The following is an 18681-nucleotide window of genomic DNA, read 5'->3' as shown; positions in this document are numbered from 1 at the left end:
TCCACGATGTCGAGGAGGCTTCCGCTCACCGGCTCCAGATCCTCGGGGACGCCGTCCGCGTAGCTGGCGGTCCACGGACGGGGAGGCTCGTACGTCGTCACGCGCCCCACCCTACGCGCCGACCTCCGCGACGGTGCGGAGGCGGCGCGCGCCGGACGGGAGGGTCCGAGCGCGCGGCTAGGCTTGTCTGGTGTCTGAAATCACGCCCGATCTCGTGCGCCATCTCGGCGTGCTCGCCCGGATCCAGCTGAGCGACGAGGAGGTCGAGCGGCTCACCGGCCAGCTCGACGCGATCGTCGACAACATCGCGAAGGTGTCCGAGGTCGCGACGCCCGACGTCCCGGCGACGAGCCACCCCATCGCCCTGCAGAACGTGTTCCGCCCCGATTCCGTCGGCGACATGCTGACGGTCGAGCAGGTGCTGCAGAACGCGCCGGATGCCGCGGACGACCGCTTCCGCGTCACCGCGATCCTCGGAGAAGAGCAATGACGGACCTCACCCGCCTCACCGCCGCCGACCTCGCCGCCGCGCTCACGGCCGGCAAGGTGTCCAGCGTCGAGGCGACGCGCGCGCACCTCGACCGCATCGCCGCCGTGGAGCCGGACGTGCACGCCTACCTGCACGTCAGCGACCACGCCCTCGACGTGGCCGCCGACCTCGACCGCCGTCGCGCCGCCGGCGAGACCCTCGGCGCCCTCGCCGGCGTGCCGCTCGCGATCAAGGACGTCCTCGTCACGACCGACATGCCCTCCACGAGCGGCTCGAAGATCCTCGAGGGGTTCCTCTCGCCGTACGACGCGACGGTCGTCGCACGCTCGCGCGCCGCCGGCCTCGTGCCGCTCGGCAAGACCAACATGGACGAGTTCGCCATGGGCTCGTCGACGGAGCACTCCGCGTACGGCCCGACGCACAACCCGTGGGACCTCACGCGCATCCCGGGCGGCTCGGGCGGCGGCTCGGCGGCCGCGGTGGCCGCCTTCGAGGCCCCGTTCGCGCTCGGCTCCGACACCGGCGGCTCGATCCGCCAGCCCGCGCACGTCACCGGCACCGTCGGCGTCAAGCCCACCTACGGCGGCGTGAGCCGCTACGGCGCCATCGCGCTCGCGTCGAGCCTCGACCAGGTCGGGCCGGTCTCGCGCACCGTGCTCGACTCGGCGCTCCTGCACGACGTCATCGGCGGCCACGACCCGCACGACGCCACCTCCCTCGAGGACGCGTGGCCGTCGTTCGCGGAGGCCGCACGAGAGGGTGCCCGCGGCGACGTGCTGAAGGGCCTCAAGGTCGGCGTCATCCGCGAGCTGCCCGACAGCGGCTTCCAGTCCGGCGTCTCGGCATCGTTCCGCGCGGCGCTGAAGACGATGGAGGCGCAGGGCGCCGAGATCGTCGAGGTGAGCGCCCCGCACTTCGAGTACGGCGTGGCCGCGTACTACCTGATCCTCCCGGCCGAGGCGTCGAGCAACCTCGCGAAGTTCGACTCGGTGCGCTTCGGCATGCGGGTCGACGTCCCGGGCGGCACCGTCGAGGACGTCATGGCTGCCACGCGCGACGCCGGCTTCGGCGACGAGGTCAAGCGGCGCATCATCCTCGGCACCTACGCCCTGTCGGCCGGCTACTACGACGCGTACTACGGCAGCGCGCAGAAGGTCCGCACGCTCATCCAGCGCGACCTCGACGCCGCGTTCGCGGGCGTCGACGTCATCGCGACGCCGACGGCGCCGACGACCGCGTTCCGCCTGGGCGAGCAGCTCGACGACCCGCTGCAGATGTACCTCAACGACGTCACGACCATCCCGGTGAACCTCGCGGGCGTTCCGGGCATCTCGATCCCGAGCGGCCTGGCCGACGAGGACGGGCTTCCGGTCGGCATCCAGTTCATCGCGCCCGCGCGTCAGGACGCGCGGCTGTACCGCGTCGGCGCGGCGCTCGAGGCGCTGCTCGTCGACCGGTGGGGCGGACCGCTGCTCGATCGCGCGCCGCGACTGCCCGGCGAGACCACGCAGGGAGGGACCCGCTGATGGCCAAGGACCGCCTGATGGACTTCGACGAGGCGCTGGAGCGGTACGAGCCCGTGCTCGGCTTCGAGGTGCACGTCGAGCTGAACACCGCGACGAAGATGTTCTCGCCGGCCGCGAACCCCGCGCACGCCGCGAACCACGACGCGGCTCCGAACACGCTCGTCGCGCCCGTCGACATGGGCCTGCCGGGCGCGCTCCCGGTCGTCAACGAGCAGGCCGTGCGCTTCTCGATCAGCCTGGGGCTCGCCCTCGGCTGCTCGATCGCGCCGTCGAGCCGCTTCGCGCGCAAGAACTACTTCTACCCCGACCTCGGCAAGAACTACCAGATCTCGCAGTACGACGAGCCGATCGCCTTCGAGGGCCAGGTCGACGTGGAGCTCGCCGACGGCACGATCGTGACCGTCCCGATCGAGCGCGCGCACATGGAGGAGGATGCCGGCAAGCTCACCCATATGGGCGGCTCGACCGGCCGCATCCAGGGCGCCGAGTACTCGCTCGTCGACTACAACCGCGCCGGCGTGCCCCTCGTCGAGATCGTGACGAAGCCGATCTTCGGTGCCGAGCACCGCGCGCCCGAGATCGCGAAGGCGTACGTCGCCGCCGTCCGCGACATCGTGCTCGCGCTCGGGATCTCGGAGGCGCGCATGGAGCGCGGCAACCTCCGCTGCGACGCGAACGTGTCGCTCCGCCCCCGCGGCCAGGAGAGGCTCGGGACGCGCACCGAGACCAAGAACGTGAACTCCATGCGGTCGGTCGAGCGCGCGGTGCGCTACGAGATCCAGCGACAGGCCGCGATCCTCGCCGCCGGCGGCACGATCACGCAGGAGACCCGGCACTGGCACGAGGACACCGGCACGACCTCGCCGGGGCGTCCGAAGTCGGACGCCGACGACTACCGCTACTTCCCCGAGCCCGACCTGCTGCCGGTCGCCCCCAGCGACGAGCTCGTCGAGCGGCTGCGCGCCGAGCTCCCCGAGCCGCCCGCGGTCCGCCGTCGCCGGCTGAAGGCCGACTGGGGCTTCGCCGACATCGACTTCCAGGGCGTGGTCAACGCGGGCCTGCTCGCCGAGGTGGAGGCCACCGTCGCCGCCGGCGCCACGCCCGCCGCGGCGCGCAAGTGGTGGATGAGCGAGATCAGCCGCATCGCGAACGCCCAGGGCGTCGAGGCCGGCTCGCTGATCGAGCCGGCATCCGTCGCCGCGCTGCAGGCGCTCGTCGACGCCGGCACGCTCACCGACAAGCTCGCGCGGCAGGTGCTGGAGGGCGTCATCGCCGGCGAGGGATCGCCGCAGGAGGTCGTGGACGCGCGCGGACTCGCGGTCGTCTCGGACGACGGCGCGCTCATCGCCGCGATCGACGAGGCGCTCGCCGCCCAGCCGGACGTGCTGGCGAAGATCCGCGACGGCAAGGTGCAGGCCGCCGGCGCCGTGATCGGCGCCGTCATGAAGGCCATGCGCGGGCAGGCCGACGCGGCGCGCGTCCGCGAGCTGATCCTGGAGCGTGCCGCGCAGTAGCGCGGGTCGACATGATGGACGCGACACCCTACGACGCCCTGCTGATCTGCTCGTTCGGGGGCCCCAACGGCGCCGACGACGTGCTGCCGTTCCTGCGCAACGTCACGCGCGGCAAGAACATCCCCGAGGACCGCCTGGTCACGGTGGGGGAGCACTACTACGGCTTCGGCGGCCGCAGCCCGATCAACGGCCAGAACCTCGCGCTGCGCTCCGCGATCGAGGCGGAGCTGTCCGCGCGCGACGTGCGGCTGCCGGTGCTGTGGTCCAACCGCAACTGGCATCCGTACACCGTCGACGTGCTGCGGGATGCCGTCGCCTTCGGCGCCCGCCGCTTCCTCGTGCTCGTCACGAGCGCGTACGCCTCGTACTCCGGGAGCCGCCAGTACCGCGAGCACCTCGCACAGGCGGTCGCCGACCTGGGCGTTCCCGACGTGGGCATCGACATCCTGCGGCCGTTCTTCAACGATCCCGGGTTCGTCGACGCGAACACCGAGGCGATCGTCGAGGCGGTCGGCGGCCTCGACGGCGACGGCCCGGTGCACGTCGTCTACGTGACCCACTCGATCCCCGACACGATGCAGCGCGCGTCGGCGGCGACGGGCCCCGGCTACCGCGAGCAGCACGAGGACGTCCGCGCCACGATCGACGAGCGCCTGCACGACGCCTTCGGCCCCGGGATCACCTCGAGCCTCGCGTACTGCTCCCGCTCCGGAGACCCGCGCACGCCGTGGCTCGAGCCCGACGTCTCCGACGAGCTCGAGCGGCTGCATGCCGAGGGCGTGCGTCGCGTGGTCATCGCGCCGATCGGCTTCATCTCCGACCACATGGAGGTCGCGTTCGACCTCGACGTCGAGGCGATGGAGACCGCGACCGAGCTCGGCCTGTCGGCCGCGCGCGCCGGCACCGCCGGCATCCGGCCCGCCTTCGTCTGCGGCCTCGTCGACCTCGTGCTCGAGCGCGCGGCACGCGAACGCGGCGAGGACGTCGCCGCGCCGGTCGTGGGCGGTCTCGGCGCGTTCCCCGACGAGGCGCCGGCGGGCAGCTGCCGCATGCGCGACGGCGAGGTCACCGGCATCCCGGTGCTCGCCGGCACGGCGGACTGATCCATGGACACGAGCGCACAACGAGAGAAGGGCAACGCATGACCGACACGATCCCTCCGGTCGACCACTCCGCGGTCGCCGGCGCCGTCAACGACGCCACCGCGTTCACGATGTATGCGGTCTTCCAGGGCGCGCCGACGGATGCCGCGGCCATCGAGTCCGCCCTCGCCGAGCTGCCGGGCCTGCGGGTGCGCGGCTGGTACGACGTCGCCGGCTTCCGCGCCGACGCCGACCTCATGGCGTGGTGGTGGGCCGACGACACCGAGACCCTGCAGACCGCGTATCGCGTGCTCGCCGCCGACCCGGGGCTGCTGCCGGTGTGGTCGAACATCGGCGTGCACCGTCCCGCGGAGTTCAACCGCTCGCACGTCCCCGCCTTCCTCGCCGGCGACGACCCGCGCGCCTACCTGTGCGTGTATCCGTTCGTGCGCGGTCGCGAGTGGTACCTGCTGCCCGACGCCGAGCGCCGCGAGCTGCTGCGCGAGCACGGTGCGGCCGCGCGCGACTATCGCGACGTGCTCGCCAACACGGTCGCCGCGTTCGGGCTCGGCGACTACGAGTGGCTGCTCGCGTTCGAGGCCGACGAGCTCGTGCGCATCGTCGACCTCATGCGCGAGCTGCGCGCCACCGGCGCCCGCCGGCACGTGATCGAGGAGACCCCGTTCTTCACGGGTCCCCGCGTCGCGCTCGCCTCGCTCGTCGGACGCTGAGTCGTCCCGGCGCGACCCGCGGCGTGCCGCGGGTCGCGCCGTGCGCGAGATCCGCGGCACCCCGGGCCGATGTCGGCGGCATCGCCGACAATGGAAGGCATGGGACGCGGTGACGGCAGAGACCGCATCGTCTCGGCCGACGATGCCGACGACACCGGCACCCGCATCCTGCACGTCGACATGGACGCCTTCTACGCCGCCGTGGAGGTGCTCGACGATCCCTCGCTGAAGGGCAAGCCGCTGATCGTCGGCGGGATGGAGGGGCGCGGCGTCGTCTCGAGCGCCTCGTACGAGGCCCGCCGCTTCGGCGTGCGCTCGGCCATGTCGGTCGGTCAGGCGCTGCGCCTGTGTCCGAACGCCGTGGTCGTGACCCCGCACTTCGACCGCTACGTGACGCTCTCGCGCCAGGTCATGGCGCTCTTCCACGAGGTCACGCCGCTCGTCGAGCCGCTGTCGATCGACGAGGCCTTCCTCGACGTCAGCGGCGCGCGCCGCCTGTGGGGGAGTCCGGGACGGATCGCCCGCGATCTGCGGGCCCGCGTGCGCGAGCGGACGGGGCTCGTCTGCAGCATCGGCGTCGCGTCGACGAAGCACGTCGCCAAGATGGCCTCCACGCTCGCCAAGCCCGACGGACTTCTCATCGTGAGCGGCCCCGACAACGCCGCCTTCCTCGCGGCGCGGCCGGTGCGGGCGCTGTGGGGCGTCGGTCCCAAGGCCGCCGAGGCGCTGGAGGCCCGCGGCATCCGCTCCGTCGCCGACGTGCTCGCCACGCCCCGCGCCGTGCTCGACCGCGCTCTCGGTGCGGCGACGGGCGAGCGGATCTCGCAGCTGGCGCGGGGCGTCGATCCCCGCGAGGTCGAGACGCACCGCGTCGAGAAGAGCGTCGGCCACGAGGAGACCTTCCTCGAGGACATCGCCGATCCGACGGTGCTCCGCGCCGAGCTGCGGCGGCTCGCCGACCGCGTCGCGGCGAGGCTCCGCGAAGCCGGCCTTTCGGCCGCGACGATCGCGATCAAGGTGCGCAAGGCCGACTTCACGACGCTGTCGAGGTCGCAGACGCTCGCCGAGCCGACGCAGGTCGGCCAGCGGATCGGCGAGGTCGCCGTCGAGCTGTTCGGTCGGCTCGACCTCGACCAGCCGATCCGGCTCGTCGGCGTGCGCGGCGAGAACCTGCGCGCCTCCGACGGCTCGGTGCTCGCCCTGTGGGACGACGACGCCGAATGGCGCCGCATCGACGAGGCGCTCGACGACGCGCACGCCCGCTTCGGTCGCGGCGCGGTGACGCGCGCCAGCGCGCTCGGAGTGCGGCGCGGCCTGGGCGCGCTGCCGGGCAGCCCGCGCCTACCTTTCCAGTGACCTTCCCGCAACCCCGCTGACGGATGCCGCCGAGACCACTAGCGTGGAGGCATGCCCAACCTCGCACTCGAACTCGGCAAGCAGTCCGCCTCGCTCGGCGTCACCAGCGCCTACGGTGAGCAGCAGGACGTCGACGGCGTCCGCTTCGTGCCCGTCGCCCTCTCATGGTCGGGCTTCGGCGCCGGCGAAGACACGTCGGGCAACGCCGGCGGGGGCGGCGGCGGCATGGCGATCCCGGTCGGCGCCTACATCCGCCGCGGCGACGACCTGCGGTTCGAGCCGAACCTGGTGTCGCTCGTCGCGGTCGCGATCCCGTTCGTGTGGGTCGCCGGGCGCACGCTCAGCCGCATCATCCGTGCCCTCAAGCGCTAGTCGCGTCGACGGCGTCGCCGCGGCCCTGCACGCGGCCGCCGAGCTGATCCTCGCGGACGTCCGCGCCCTGCGCGCGCCCGCCCCAGTGGTGCTGATCGACGGGCGCAGCGGCGCCGGCAAGAGCTCGCTCGCGCGGGAGCTCGTCGCGCGCTGGCCGGGCGGCGGCCCGGTGCAGCTCGTCGCGCTCGACTCCCTGTATCCCGGATGGGACGGCCTGGACGCCGGCGTCGAGTACGCCCGCGAACACGTCCTCGCCCCCCACGCGGCCGGCCGGGTCGGCGTCTGGCGGCGCTGGGACTGGGAGGACGATGTGCGCGCCGAGGCGCATGCCGTCACGGCATCCCTTCCCCTCGTCGTCGAGGGCTCGGGGATCCTGACCCCCGCGACGGCGGGACTGGGCGACCTGCGGGTCTGGCTCGAGTCGCCCGAGGAGTCACGGCGCGAGCGGGCGCTCACGCGCGACGGCGACGCCTACCGGCCGCACTGGACGAGATGGGCCGACCAGGAGCAGCGGCACGTCGCGCGCGACGAACCCGCCCGGCACGCCACGCGCGTGTGCGACGTGCCGTAGGCGGGCGAGCGCGTCAGTGCTCGCGGAACTGGGGCCAGCCCGACCCCGGACGCTGGTGCGAGTTCAGCGCGCCCTTGGCGGCCTCCATCGTCGGGTAGGTCCCGACCGATTCCGAGGCCCCCGCCATGGTCACGACGTACCCGTCGTCGCCCTTGCGGATCGTGCCGACCACGCCGCCCGTCCCGTAAGCCACCCACAGTGTCGTCGTGCTCTCGGATGTCTGCATCTCGAACTCCTTCCGACACCTCGACGCTACGCCGGCGGGGTCACGGCGTCGAGGGGCTTGACGCCGAGCCGCGCCTTCGGGCAGACGTCGTGCGCGCGTCCAGGTGCCGCGCCACGGAGTCGAGGACGAGTGCGAGTCCGATTCACTGCTGACGTGCGCGCCGCGTCTCGTGCGCCCAGATCGCGATCTCGACGCGGTTGCGCGCGCCGAGCTTGGTCATGAGGCTCGCCACGTGGGTCTTCACCGTGCTGAGGGTGATGTAGAGCTCGCCCGCGATCTCGCTGTTGCTCATGCCTCTCGCGACCTGGACGAGCACCTGCTCTTCGCGTTCGGTGAGCGGTTCGATCGGTTGCGCGGGGGATGCCGCGGGCGCTGACCCGGCGAACGCCTCGAGCAGGCGCACCGTGACGTTGGGGGCGATGAGCGCGTCGCCGCCGGCGGCGGCTCGGATCGCCTGGGCGAGCAGTCCCGCCCCGGCGTCTTTGAGCAGAAAGCCCTTCGCTCCCGCCCGCAGCGCGGCGAACACGTACTCGTCGAGGTCGAACGTGGTGATGACGACGACGGCGATCGGATCCTCGACACCGGGGCCGGCGAGGGCACGGGTCGCCTCGATGCCGTCGAGACCGGGCATCCGGATGTCGAACAGGCACACGTCGGGACGGAGGCGACGTGCCAGGGCGACCGCCTCGCGGCCGTCGACGGCCTGCCCGACCACCTCGATGTCGGGCTCGGCACCGAGGATCATGCTGAGCCCGGTGCGCACCAGCTCCTGGTCGTCGGCGACGAGTACGCGAATGGTCACGCTGACCATCCAACACGAGGCAGCACCGCAGTGACCGCCCAGCCGCCGGGCGCAGGCCCGACGTGGCAGGTGCCGCCGAGCAGGGCCGCGCGCTCCCTCATCCCGATGATGCCGAAGCCCGGGGTCGGCGAGGCGGCGACGTCGCCGTCGTTGGTCACACTCAGCCGGACCCCGCCGGCATCCACGTCGACGACCAGGTCGACGCGGGTCACCTGCCTCGCATGGCGCAACGCGTTGGTCACCGACTCCTGGGCGAGGCGGAAGACGGCCGCCGCGACCGGCGGCGGGATGCTGCCGTCGTCGCCCTCGACCCGCACCGTGACCGCGGCGCCGCCCGGGCGTGTTCCCGCGAGCGCCTCGATGTCGCGCAGGCGCGGGCTGGGTGCGAGCTCGGCGTCATCGCCCTGCCGCAGCACACCCACCATGGAACGCAGCTCGGCCAGGGTGCGCGCGGCCTCCGCCTCGATCACCCGCAACGCGTCGCGGGCGGCCTCCGGATCGTGCGGGGCCATCGCGAGACCCGCCTGGGCGCGGATCGTGATCGCCGAGACGTGGTGGGCGACCGTGTCGTGCAGGTCGCGGGCGAGGTGCTCGCGCTCGAGCGTGCGGATGCGGTCGATCTGCCGCTGCCTCGCACCGGCCCGCGCGCGGAGCACCGCGCCGAGCGCCGACGCCGACAGCAGCACCGCGAACCCGCCCACGAGGACGTCGAATCCCGGGGTGCGCGCGAACGACGCCCCGAGCACCGCGAGCAGCAGCGCCGAGCCGAGCAGCAGCTCCCGACCCGATCCCCAGCGGAACAGCGCGTACACGAGCACCAGCACGAACACGTTCACGTTGAGCACCGAGTCGGGCAGCAGCAACTGCACGGGCGTGGCCACGGCGACCGCGATCACGAGCATGGCGAGGGGCCGGGTGCGCCGCCACAGCACCGTCGGCGCGATCGCCAGCACCGTGACGACCGAGACCGCCGGCAGGCTCAGCTCGGTTCTCAGGATGCCCTCGATCGCCGCGAGCGCGACGATCGCGGCCAGCAGCGCCCAGTCGCGCCACACCCGCTGCGGCGGTGGGGGCACCGCGCTCGGCGCACGCCACGCCGAACGCAGGATCCCGGTCACGACCTCAGGATACGAGCGCACGGGATGCACGGGCGCGCCTCGCGATGATCACCTCGGCCACGACGCTGTTGATCAGAAAGCCTGCGGAGACCAGCAGGGTCTCACCGGAGGCGTCGACCTCGCCGACGGGGATGGTCCACAGTGCGACGACGAGCGCTTGGGTTCCGCCCGAGACCGCGATCGCGTACGCCCGCGTGAGCCACGCGCCGTGCGAAGCGAAGTCGCGACGCCGTGTCGCCGACGCCCCGAGCACGAGGAAGCCTGCCATCGCGACTCCGAAGACGAGGCGGACCATCGCCATCGCGAACTCCTCGGCGGTGCCGCCGAAGAAGACCGCCAGCCAGATGCCCGACAGTGCCGCGACGAATCCGGCCGGGAGGAGCGCGCGACCCGCCGTGCGATGCCACGCGCGCCGCGTGCGCAGCGCGGGCGAGAACTGGAACGCGCCGATCAGGCAGAACGCACTCATCGCCACGACGTGTGCGATCAGTGGCACGGGGGAGCGGTCGAGCAACGCGTTCTGGCCGGCCAGCTCACCCAGTCGGAAGGCGCCTCCGAGCACCGGGAGTGCGCTGAGCAGCAAGAGCCCGGTGATGGCGAGCCAGCCGCTGCGAGGGCGCGCCTTCGGCCGGGTGCGGGCCGGGGCCGCTGCGGGGGTGGGCGTCGAAGCCATGCCTCGATGCTCCTGGGTCGCCGGCGGTCCCACATCGGCACGGAGCACGAGCGCAGGACCGTACTTTCGGCCGAGACGTTCGGGGCCGTTCTCCCGATGCCGCGAGGGGAGCCGGCCGCGAGCATCGAGCCATGACAACGAACACGACAATGACCGCGGCCGTGTACCGCCGCTTCGGTCCGCCCGAGGTCGTGCGCCTCGAGCAGCGCCCCGTGCCGGTGCCGCAACCCGGCGAGGTGCTCGTCCGCGTGCACGCGAGCACCGTGAGCGTCGCCGATCACCGGGCGCGAACCCGTGATGTTCCGCGCGGGCTCGACCTGATCGCCGCCGCCGGCATCGGCCTGTTCCGGCCCAAGCATCACGTGCTGGGCATGGATGCCGCGGGCGTCGTCGAGGCGGTCGGCGCCGGAGTGACCGGCTTCACCGCCGGCGACCGCGTGATCGCGATGATGGGCGCCGGTTTCGGCGGTCATGCCGAGTACGTGTGCGTGCCCGCGGACGGCGCGATCACACGCGCACCCGCTGATCTGACGCACGAGGAGGCCGTCACCCTCGTGTTCGGCGGCATCACCGCCCAGGGCTTCCTGTCGCAGGTGTCGATCGGGCCGGGCACGACCGTGCTGGTCAACGGCGCGTCCGGGGCGGTCGGCACCGCCGTCATCCAGCTCGCGAGGCGGCTCGGTGCCCAGGTGACCGCTGTCACGAGCGGGCCGAACGCGGAGCTCGTGACGTCGCTCGGGGCCGACCGCGTCATCGACTACACCCGGCAGGACTTCACCGCGAACGGCGCCCGGTACGACGTGATCGTCGACGGCGTGGGCAATGCGGCATTCGAGAAGGTCGAGGCATCCATCAACCCCGGCGGGGCACTGCTGCTCGTCATCTGCGACCTGCGGGGGATGCTGCGCAGCCGCGGGCAGACCCGCAGGTCGGGAAAGCTCGTCACCTGGGACGTCGGCAGGCCCGGCGCTGCGGAGCTCGCCCAGCTCGTCGGCCTCGCGGAGTCCGGCCGCTACCGGCCGGTGGTCGACCGCGCCTACGACCTCGCCGACGTCGTCGAGGCGCACCGCTACGTCGACACCGGCCGCAAGCGCGGCAACGTCGTGCTGCGCATCGCCCACGCGTGAGCTCCGCCCGTCCACCGCGGCATCCACACCCAGCGCGTCGTCCACACCCACCGCGTCATCCACACCCACCGAGAAAGAAGGCGATCATGACGATCCGAACGAAGACCCCGACACTGCTCGACAACGCGCCGATCCCCGTGCAGGCCAGGCTCGCCGCCGCGTGGACGAGCCTCATGTTCCTCATCCTCTACATCGACTACTTCCACCTCTACCAACCCGGTGAGATCGACGACATCCGGAGCGGTCGCATCTTCGCGTTCGACATCAGCGGAACCCTGATGTCGATCTTCTTCGTGATCATCGCGATCCCGACGCTGATGATCCTGCTCTCCGTGACGCTGCCCAGCGGTGCGAACCGCGCCACGAACCTCGTCGTCGCAACGCTGTACATGCCCATCTGCGTGTTCAACGCGGCAGGGGCCACCTGGGACTACGCGATCTACTACGCCCTCACCATCGGCGTCGAGGTGCTCATCATGGCCTTCATCCTGCGCTCCGCCTGGACGTGGCCACGGATCCCCACCGCGCCAGTCGGGCGCGCCGTGATCGCGGACGTGCGACACCGAGTTCAGAGCTGACGCCCGGACCAGACCGACACCGCGAGCATCGCGCTCCCCGTCGGTCCCGACGGTCCGAGAGCGCCCCCGACAGGATTCGAACCTGTGACCCGCGGATTAGAAGGCCGCCGCTCTATCCACTGAGCTACGGGGGCGTCCGTCCAGCGTAACGCCGTCGTGCCGGGCGGCGCGTCGGAGCCGCTCGTTAGGATAGGCGCCATGGTGAGCGCCGCGGACAACGACCGTCTCGTCTGGATCGACTGCGAGATGACCGGTCTCGACCTCGAGGTCGACGAGCTGGTCGAGATCGCCGTCGTCGTCACGGACTTCGAGCTGCAGGCGCTCGACCCCGGGTTCCAGATCGTCATCAAGCCCGACGCGTCGGCGCTCGAGCACATGAGCCCGTTCGTCACCAACATGCACGCGGTGTCGGGCCTGCTCGAGGAGATCCCGCGCGGCGTCAGCGTCGCCGAGGCGGAGTTCGAGGTGCTCGAGTACATCCAGCGGTTCGTGCCGGAGGGCAAGGCGCCGCTGGCAGGCAACACGATCGGCACCGACCGCATGTTCCTCGCGAAGTACATGCCGCGCGTCGACCGCTGGCTGCACTACCGCAACGTCGACGTGTCGAGCATCAAGGAGCTCTCGCGCCGCTGGTACCCGCGCGTGTACTTCAACGCACCGGCCAAGGACGGCGGCCACCGCGCGCTCGCCGACATCCGCGAGTCCATCCGCGAGCTCGCCTACTACCGTGAGGCGGTGTTCGTGGCCGACCCGGGTCCCACGAGCGACACCGCGCGCGCCGCGGCGGCGTCGGCGGTGTCGTCGTTCGCCTCCGGCCTGTAATAGACTGGGACGGTTGCCCGCTCGCGGGCGCATGGTGGGTATAGCTCAGTTGGTAGAGCACCTGGTTGTGGTCCAGGGGGTCGCGGGTTCAAGTCCCGTTACTCACCCAGCGTCCAGCCCCAGCATCTCGATGCTGGGGCTGGACTGTCTTTCACATTTGCCCAGGTCAGAAGGTGTTTCCGACGTGGTGCGCAATGGTGATCGCCGTGCCCGGACCGATGTCGTCGAGGTCCGCGACCCCGTATTCGTGGTGCGCGATGGTGATTTCGGTGTCTCGTGACGATGTGCCAATGATCGGGCAAGTGTCGTATGCGCGACGCCAAGTCCGCGGGCGATCTCTCTGACGCTTGCTCCCTCGCCTGTCGCGACCCGCGCCGCACGTATCTCGTCGTCGTTCAATGCCCGGAGACGGATGCGCGTGTCAACGCCAGCGGCGATGAGCCGCTTCCGAACCGTCTGGACATGGATCCCATGCTTCTCCGCGATCTGAACCTGAGTCAGACCGTCCGCGTAGTCGGCCACAAGCAGCGGAAGTATTGCCTGCGTGGTCCCTGCCGGGAGCGGAAGTGAATGCCTCTGAAGCGCGCCTCGCCGACCGCTCCGGTGAGACCCCGCGCGTCCCTCGATGCCGTCTCGTTGCCGGCTCCCTGCAGCGCGATGTCTCTCCGGCTTCTCTCCGGAGGCCAAGGGTTCTTCGGACTTCGGATCACGTCGCGAGAGCTCGACCATCCATACCTGGGCGGGTGAGAGATGGGCGAGGTCGTCGACCAGCTTCCTGACCATTGCGCGATCGACCGCCGGCGCGGGATCGTCAACCACTCGGTCGTTCATCGCTCCATTCTTCCCGTGTGCTGCATGCCGGTCGAGTCTCGGCGAGTGTCGGACCCTCCGCCTACGATCTGAGTCATGCGAGTCGGCGTCTACATCGACGGGTACAACCTGTACTACGGCGGTCGCGGCTTGTGTGGCCGATCGACGCCCGGCTGGCGTTGGCTCGACCTGAAGGCCCTCGCCTCGGACCTGATCGCCACGCGCTCCCGCTGGCAAGGCGCAGTCATCGAGACGGTCACCTACTGCACAGCACGCGTGAGCGGAGCAAGTAACCCCACCGGACAACGCGAACAGGATGTCTACCTCCGCGCGCTGGAACGCTCCGGCTCGGCCACTCGTATCAGCTACGGCAATTACGTGGCACGGGTTGCCACGGCACCGCTCGCGACCGCTGGCCGGAATGGCAAACCGGTCATCAGTCATCCCCAGTGGCCGCTGATGGTGCAAGACGGAGCCGAGCAAGACGTCCCTGACGCTCGGTTCATGGCATCCGTCGCACGCCGAGAAGAGAAGGGCTCCGACGTCAACGTCGCCTCCCACCTACTCATCGATGTGCTCACCGAGGCGGTGGACGCTGCCGTGGTGATCTCCAACGACAGCGACCTGGCCTACCCCATCGCCTTCGCGCGAGATCGAGTCCCGGTCGGCCTCGTCAACCCCACCAGGGGCTATCGTGCGGGCAAGCTCGCCGGCGATCACACCGACGGCGTCGGAAACCACTGGTGGTACCAGATGCAGCCCTCCGACTGGTACGCACACCAGCTGCCGCCGACCATCGGTCCGCGCATCGCCAAGCCCCAAGACTGGTAGTCGGCGCCGTCGCGCTGCTACACTGGAGCCACACCACCCGGCCCCTCTGGGGCCGGGTTTTCTCGTCTCGGAGAGACGGTGGGTTATCGGCAAGAACGTGTGGATGGGTCGGGCGTGTCAGTGTTCGCCGATCCACCCGGTTCGGTTCCAGAGGCCTTCTTCTGCGGTGAGGCCGGTGCCGTGGAGGGCGGGGCCGATGGGCTCCTCGGTGATCATGCGCGGTTGCGGTTCGGGGATCTGGGCGTGGCGGTGGGCCCGATCGAGGGGGACCTCGCGTAGCAGTAGGAACCATTCGACGGCGCGGTGCAGGATCGCCCAGGCTTTGCGGAGTCGCGGGTGCGTGAACCCGAACTGACCGTTGTCGTAGAGGGTGCGTTCCTTGGTGAGGTGCCCGTAGCGCTGCCACCAGGCCTCGAGCGTGAGCCGCCAGGTGATTGCGGCGTCGATATCGTGCACGTCGCTGAGTGTCATCGCGATCTGACGCAGCGCCCGCCCCGCTTTCAGCCGGGGCTGCCGGGTGAGCTCTCGGGTCACGTTCATCTGGAGGTGGAAGATGCAGCGTTGCACGGCGGTGTCCGGCCAGGTGGTGGCCAGGGCGGAGCGGATGCCGCTGCCGCCGTCAGTGACGACGACCTCCGGGGGCGGGACCTGACCGAACAGGGCCTCCCAGGCCGCGGTGGACTCGCGGGCGGCCCACTGCCAGGCGATGACGTGCCCGGTATCGCTGAGCGCGATCAGCAGGCACCAGGAATCGACCCAGATCCCGTCGACCAGGACCGCGTCGTGGACCTCCCCGGTGACCGGCATCCGGGGCCGCAGCTGCCAGCACCACGCGGTCTCGTGACGGAACGACCGGCCCGTGCCGCCGCCGAGCGTGGCTTGGGTGTCCTTCCCGGTCAGCCAGAGCAGGAACCGACGCAACTGCTCGCGTCGGGTGACATCCGGCCGCCGCCTCGTCGAGGACGCCCCGCACTGCGGGCATCGCCAGCGTTGAGTGCCCGCCGCGGTCTTCCCGTTCTTCACGAGCCGGGCACCGCACACCAGACAGAACCCCGAGTTCGACCCAAGCTCCACGACTAAGGGTCGCGGACCATGACCATCCCGGTTTCACCGCATGATCCCGCGGCTAGATCAAGAACCCATCCACACGTTCTTGCCGATAACCCGAGACGGTTGCCCCCCGCTTCTCCGCACTTCGGCATGCTGCATCCCAAGCAGCGAAGTGGGTCAGCCGCCTCGACCTCGCGAGGGGTGGCATTGCCAGCACTCCGGCTTTCCTCGATCTGTGAATGAACGTGTGCGGCAGGCAGCTGCAAGAGTCGCGTTGAGTACGTCGAGGTCTTCCGGATGGTGAGTGTAGGAACTTTCATCCTCGGGGGACCTCGACGCCCATCAAGCCACCGCGGCCCGGACCCCGGCTGCACTCTCAAATGCGAAGAGCCGGATAAGATTCGTCGGTGTGCACGAACCTCCCCAGGCGCCCCTGACTGCCCTCGCTTCATGGACGATCCCGCTGTCCGATGGAACGCAGATCGATCTTGCAGCGAAAACTGGCGAGGTAATCACAATCGTTGGCGCCAACGGCTCTGGGAAGTCCGCTCTGGCTACTCGCATCGCAACGAGCACCCCCGAACGAGTGCTCCGGCGCGTACTTGCTCAGCGGAAGATCTGGTTCCAGAATTCAGGGGCATCGATAAGCGCCGCAGATCGCGAAAATGTGGCGACAAATATGCGGCATTGGGATCGATCAGTCGAATCTCGCTACCTAGATCATGCGGATCAGCAGCGGGCCGATATCGCATTATTTGATCTCATGGGCCGAATTCACGCTGAGGACCATCAGATTGCCGAGTTAGCCTATGAAGGCGTCCCAACAGCGGAGATAATCGCCGAGGTTGGCCAGCGGCTCTTTGATGCATTGAATGCCGTCTTCAAGCAGGCCGGCCTGCACGTCTCAATCGCGACTACTGACCAGCAGACCTTCACTGCGCAGCATAGGACGCTGAGGGTTGAGTACCCCATCTCACAGATGTCTGACGGCGAGAGAAGCGCTCTCATTCTAGCTGCGGAGGTGCTGGCTGCTCATGAGAACGCAGTCATCATGCTCGATGAGCCAGAACGTCATCTGCACCGGTCAATCTCGGCTTCCCTGATCGAAGCGTTGATCGAAGCTCGGCCAGACTGTGGGTTTATCGTTCTCACCCATGACCTAGATCTCGCAGTGACCCTGAGTAAGAGGCCTGGAGAAGTCCTTAGCGCGCTCGGCGTCAAGTGGTCTGGAAACGACGCAACCCAGTGGTCGTTGCAACGGCTCTCTCCTGAAGCGCCGATCACCGATGAGGCAAAGCGAGCAATCCTTGGAGGACGTAGACGCATTCTGTTCGTAGAGGGAACGGGCGGAAGTTTGGACTTCCCCCTCTACGGCACACTACTTCCCGGATGGACGGTCGTTCCCGCTGGGAGCTGCGAGTCTGTCATCCGGAGCGTAGGGGGTCTCCGCAAGAGCGAAGAACACCACTGGGTGGATGCAAAGGGTCTCGTAGATCGCGATGGTCGTTCCGACCCCGAACGAGCAGACCTCGCCGCGAAGGGCATCTTGGTGCTTCCAGCCAGCGAAGTTGAGAACCTCTACTATCTCCCGGATGTGATCGAGGCCGTTGCTATGAAGCAAGCTGACGCGCAAGGTGAAGACGCAGCCGAGCTTGTGCGCTCCGGGAAGCAGGCTGGGCTCGACGCGCTCTCCGATAGCCAGACACTCCAGCGGCTCGCAAAGAAACTGGCCAAGGATGAGATCGCGCGCAAGCTGCTCTCAGCGATGCCCAACGAAGTCGGCGAGGATGACATCACTCTCACGCTCAACACGCCTTACCCACGTATCCTGCAGGAACTCGAACAAGCAAAGCAGAACGCCGACTACGAAACACTTGTTCGAACGGTGCCCATCAGAGACACGAGTTTCCGCCCTCAAGTTGCAAGGTCCTTGCTATTCCAATCATTCGCTAGGTATGAGAAAGCTGCTCTCCTTGTCATCACGGAGAACGCTGAGTTAGCAGCCAAGCTCTCGAAAGAGATCTTCGGAGGGGCGATCTCCCTAGAGTGAGGCCAATGCTCCGCATCGCCACCCCGACGCCGAATCAATCTAAGGTTTCGATATAACGGCTCTGCGACTCTCAAAGCGTAGAAGAGTCCGCCTCCCCCTATCATCCCGGGCTCTCTCCCTTTTTGCGATATGCCTCGTTGATCCCACGAGAGGGCGGACGAGACCGACGCTGACGGCGAGCCATTTTCAACTCACGCGCTGATTGCGGATGCTTCGACCAGAGCCCTCCGTACGGCCTTCCGATCCACTCCCATGCTCTGCGCAATCGCCCGCATCGAGACGCCGCCCAAGTGGAGCTTGACGGCCTCCGCCGCCTCATCGACTCCCAACCCCGGACGACGCCGCGCCACCGGCGGCGGGTCAGGTGCGCCGACACCGTGGCCCGGTGCACGCCGTACCGCTCGGCCAGCTCGTTGACTCTCGCTCCGGCGAGGTAATCGTCCACGAGACGATCGACCTCGGAGGCGGTGAGAAAGTTGAAGATTTTCAATCCTCCGCACCACAGGCCCCCGAGAGTCCCGAGTCGGGGCGGAATCCGGCCATCGAGACACCCGGTAGACACCCCGCTTCCAGCATGTGACCAGGGTGTTTAGCCGTGGGGAAAAGTTGACGAACGTGCTACGAAGGGACCCCAGATCGAACGCCCCGCATCCCCCTTGGAAACACTGGGATCGCGGGGCGTTCACTCGTTCACGGCGAGGGTCCGTGCCCACACTTTGCTCACACTCTGCGCGACCGCGGCGTCCTGACGCCGGGGCCCGGAGTCGTCTCCCGGCACGTCCGGCGGCGACGGCACTCGCGTCGCGCGGACCGGTCAGCCGAGGGGCTTGTGCAGGAAGACCTGCGCGGTGCCGTCGCCCTGGTCGATGCGGTCCGACTCGCGGTAGCCGCACGACTCGTACAGCGCGAGGTTCGCCTCGCTCAGGCTCCCGGTGAACAGCTCCGCCTCCGC

General features: G+C 69.6%; 18 protein-coding genes and 2 tRNA genes. 14 read left to right on the top strand and 6 right to left on the bottom strand.

The window, feature by feature from the left end:
- The first annotated feature begins 190 nt into the window (after positions 1 to 190).
- The 8 genes from gatC (at position 191) to WML84_RS05280 (ending at position 7642) form a co-directional block, all read left to right on the top strand.
- A complete protein-coding gene (gatC, locus tag WML84_RS05315) occupies positions 191 to 490 on the top strand; it encodes an Asp-tRNA(Asn)/Glu-tRNA(Gln) amidotransferase subunit GatC (protein ID WP_347345101.1) in 300 nt (99 codons plus the stop codon).
- The gene (gatA, locus tag WML84_RS05310) at positions 487 to 2016 is read left to right on the top strand and encodes an Asp-tRNA(Asn)/Glu-tRNA(Gln) amidotransferase subunit GatA (RefSeq protein ID WP_347345100.1); all 1530 of its coding nucleotides are present in this window, start codon (positions 487 to 489) and stop codon (positions 2014 to 2016) included. Before gatC ends, gatA begins: the two co-directional genes overlap by 4 nt.
- On the top strand, positions 2016 to 3530 hold the full coding sequence (gene gatB, locus WML84_RS05305; protein WP_347345099.1) for an Asp-tRNA(Asn)/Glu-tRNA(Gln) amidotransferase subunit GatB: 1515 nt from the start codon (positions 2016 to 2018) through the stop codon (positions 3528 to 3530). Before gatA ends, gatB begins: the two co-directional genes overlap by 1 nt.
- A 14-nt stretch (positions 3531 to 3544) precedes the next feature.
- A complete protein-coding gene (locus WML84_RS05300) occupies positions 3545 to 4633 on the top strand; it encodes a ferrochelatase (protein ID WP_347345098.1) in 1089 nt (362 codons plus the stop codon).
- 38 nt (positions 4634 to 4671) lie between these two features.
- Positions 4672 to 5343 (top strand): hydrogen peroxide-dependent heme synthase, encoded by a 672-nt coding sequence (gene hemQ / locus WML84_RS05295; protein ID WP_347345097.1) that lies wholly within the window; start codon positions 4672 to 4674, stop codon positions 5341 to 5343.
- A 99-nt stretch (positions 5344 to 5442) separates the two neighbouring features.
- Entirely contained in the window at positions 5443 to 6699 is a 1257-nt protein-coding gene (locus WML84_RS05290; protein WP_347345096.1) for a DNA polymerase IV, read from the top strand.
- Between the two features lie 51 nt (positions 6700 to 6750).
- Entirely contained in the window at positions 6751 to 7071 is a 321-nt protein-coding gene (locus WML84_RS05285) for a hypothetical protein (protein WP_347345095.1), read from the top strand.
- Positions 7055 to 7642: a hypothetical protein gene (locus WML84_RS05280; RefSeq protein ID WP_347345094.1), complete on the top strand. Its 588-nt coding sequence runs from the start codon at positions 7055 to 7057 to the stop codon at positions 7640 to 7642. The genes WML84_RS05285 and WML84_RS05280 overlap by 17 nt, the downstream gene beginning before the upstream one ends.
- Before the next feature lie 13 nt (positions 7643 to 7655).
- On the opposite strand, the gene WML84_RS05275 is transcribed toward WML84_RS05280, so the two are convergent.
- From WML84_RS05275 to WML84_RS05260, 4 genes are all read right to left on the bottom strand, one after another.
- Positions 7656 to 7868 (bottom strand): methyltransferase, encoded by a 213-nt coding sequence (locus WML84_RS05275; protein ID WP_347345093.1) that lies wholly within the window; start codon positions 7866 to 7868, stop codon positions 7656 to 7658.
- Between the two features lie 142 nt (positions 7869 to 8010).
- Positions 8011 to 8670 (bottom strand): response regulator transcription factor, encoded by a 660-nt coding sequence (locus WML84_RS05270; RefSeq protein ID WP_347345092.1) that lies wholly within the window; start codon positions 8668 to 8670, stop codon positions 8011 to 8013.
- Complete coding sequence (locus WML84_RS05265) at positions 8667 to 9788, bottom strand: histidine kinase (protein ID WP_347345091.1); 1122 nt, start codon at positions 9786 to 9788, stop codon at positions 8667 to 8669. The genes WML84_RS05270 and WML84_RS05265 overlap by 4 nt, the downstream gene beginning before the upstream one ends.
- Before the next feature lie 4 nt (positions 9789 to 9792).
- Positions 9793 to 10461 carry a DUF2306 domain-containing protein gene (locus WML84_RS05260; protein WP_347345090.1) on the bottom strand — a complete coding sequence of 223 codons (669 nt, stop codon included), beginning with the start codon at positions 10459 to 10461 and terminating at the stop codon, positions 9793 to 9795.
- A gap of 131 nt (positions 10462 to 10592) precedes the next feature.
- Here WML84_RS05260 and WML84_RS05255 point away from each other — a divergent pair, with 131 nt between their 5' ends.
- Both WML84_RS05255 and WML84_RS05250 read left to right on the top strand, forming a co-directional pair.
- Entirely contained in the window at positions 10593 to 11588 is a 996-nt protein-coding gene (locus tag WML84_RS05255) for an NAD(P)-dependent alcohol dehydrogenase (protein ID WP_347345089.1), read from the top strand.
- A gap of 86 nt (positions 11589 to 11674) precedes the next feature.
- Entirely contained in the window at positions 11675 to 12166 is a 492-nt protein-coding gene (locus WML84_RS05250; RefSeq protein ID WP_347345088.1) for a DUF6326 family protein, read from the top strand.
- Positions 12167 to 12227: 61 nt separating this feature from the next.
- Here the strand turns inward: WML84_RS05250 and WML84_RS05245 are convergent.
- A tRNA-Arg gene (locus tag WML84_RS05245) sits at positions 12228 to 12300 on the bottom strand.
- A gap of 64 nt (positions 12301 to 12364) precedes the next feature.
- Between WML84_RS05245 and orn the strand changes: the two genes are divergently transcribed.
- The 3 genes from orn to WML84_RS05230 all read left to right on the top strand — a co-directional run bounded on the left by orn (position 12365) and on the right by WML84_RS05230 (position 14629).
- Positions 12365 to 12988, top strand: a complete 624-nt coding sequence (orn, locus tag WML84_RS05240; protein ID WP_347345087.1) for an oligoribonuclease — start codon at positions 12365 to 12367, stop codon at positions 12986 to 12988.
- Positions 12989 to 13022: 34 nt separating this feature from the next.
- Positions 13023 to 13095: transfer RNA gene (locus WML84_RS05235), tRNA-His, on the top strand.
- Between the two features lie 799 nt (positions 13096 to 13894).
- On the top strand, positions 13895 to 14629 hold the full coding sequence (locus WML84_RS05230; protein ID WP_347345086.1) for an NYN domain-containing protein: 735 nt from the start codon (positions 13895 to 13897) through the stop codon (positions 14627 to 14629).
- A 117-nt stretch (positions 14630 to 14746) separates the two neighbouring features.
- Here WML84_RS05230 and WML84_RS05225 read toward each other — a convergent pair whose 3' ends face one another.
- On the bottom strand, positions 14747 to 15670 hold the full coding sequence (locus WML84_RS05225; protein ID WP_347345102.1) for a transposase: 924 nt from the start codon (positions 15668 to 15670) through the stop codon (positions 14747 to 14749).
- 418 nt (positions 15671 to 16088) lie between these two features.
- On the opposite strand from WML84_RS05225, the gene WML84_RS05220 reads away from it, so the two are divergent.
- Complete coding sequence (locus WML84_RS05220; RefSeq protein WP_347345085.1) at positions 16089 to 17729, top strand: AAA family ATPase; 1641 nt, start codon at positions 16089 to 16091, stop codon at positions 17727 to 17729.
- Positions 17730 to 18681 lie beyond the last annotated feature (952 nt).

Source organism: Microbacterium sp., from assembly GCF_039812165.1.
In the GTDB taxonomy this organism is placed as follows: Bacteria; Actinomycetota; Actinomycetes; order Actinomycetales; family Microbacteriaceae; genus Microbacterium.
The sequence above is the reverse complement of the archived record's forward strand: the minus strand, read 5'-3'. Positions and strand labels throughout refer to the sequence as shown.

What these genes read in the sequence shown, in the direction of transcription:
- WML84_RS05290 (WP_347345096.1), top strand. Translation starts at nt 5,443, where the DNA reads ATGGGACGCGGTGACGGCAGAGACCGCATCGTCTCGGCCGACGATGCC.
- WML84_RS05300 (WP_347345098.1), top strand. Translation starts at nt 3,545, where the DNA reads ATGGACGCGACACCCTACGACGCCCTGCTGATCTGCTCGTTCGGGGGC.
- WML84_RS05285 (WP_347345095.1), top strand. Translation starts at nt 6,751, where the DNA reads ATGCCCAACCTCGCACTCGAACTCGGCAAGCAGTCCGCCTCGCTCGGC.
- gatB (WP_347345099.1), top strand. Translation starts at nt 2,016, where the DNA reads ATGGCCAAGGACCGCCTGATGGACTTCGACGAGGCGCTGGAGCGGTAC.
- gatA (WP_347345100.1), top strand. Translation starts at nt 487, where the DNA reads ATGACGGACCTCACCCGCCTCACCGCCGCCGACCTCGCCGCCGCGCTC.
- hemQ (WP_347345097.1), top strand. Translation starts at nt 4,672, where the DNA reads ATGACCGACACGATCCCTCCGGTCGACCACTCCGCGGTCGCCGGCGCC.
- WML84_RS05250 (WP_347345088.1), top strand. Translation starts at nt 11,675, where the DNA reads ATGACGATCCGAACGAAGACCCCGACACTGCTCGACAACGCGCCGATC.
- WML84_RS05260 (WP_347345090.1), bottom strand. Translation starts at nt 10,461, where the DNA reads ATGGCTTCGACGCCCACCCCCGCAGCGGCCCCGGCCCGCACCCGGCCG.
- WML84_RS05255 (WP_347345089.1), top strand. Translation starts at nt 10,593, where the DNA reads ATGACAACGAACACGACAATGACCGCGGCCGTGTACCGCCGCTTCGGT.
- WML84_RS05230 (WP_347345086.1), top strand. Translation starts at nt 13,895, where the DNA reads ATGCGAGTCGGCGTCTACATCGACGGGTACAACCTGTACTACGGCGGT.
- orn (WP_347345087.1), top strand. Translation starts at nt 12,365, where the DNA reads ATGGTGAGCGCCGCGGACAACGACCGTCTCGTCTGGATCGACTGCGAG.
- WML84_RS05275 (WP_347345093.1), bottom strand. Translation starts at nt 7,868, where the DNA reads ATGCAGACATCCGAGAGCACGACGACACTGTGGGTGGCTTACGGGACG.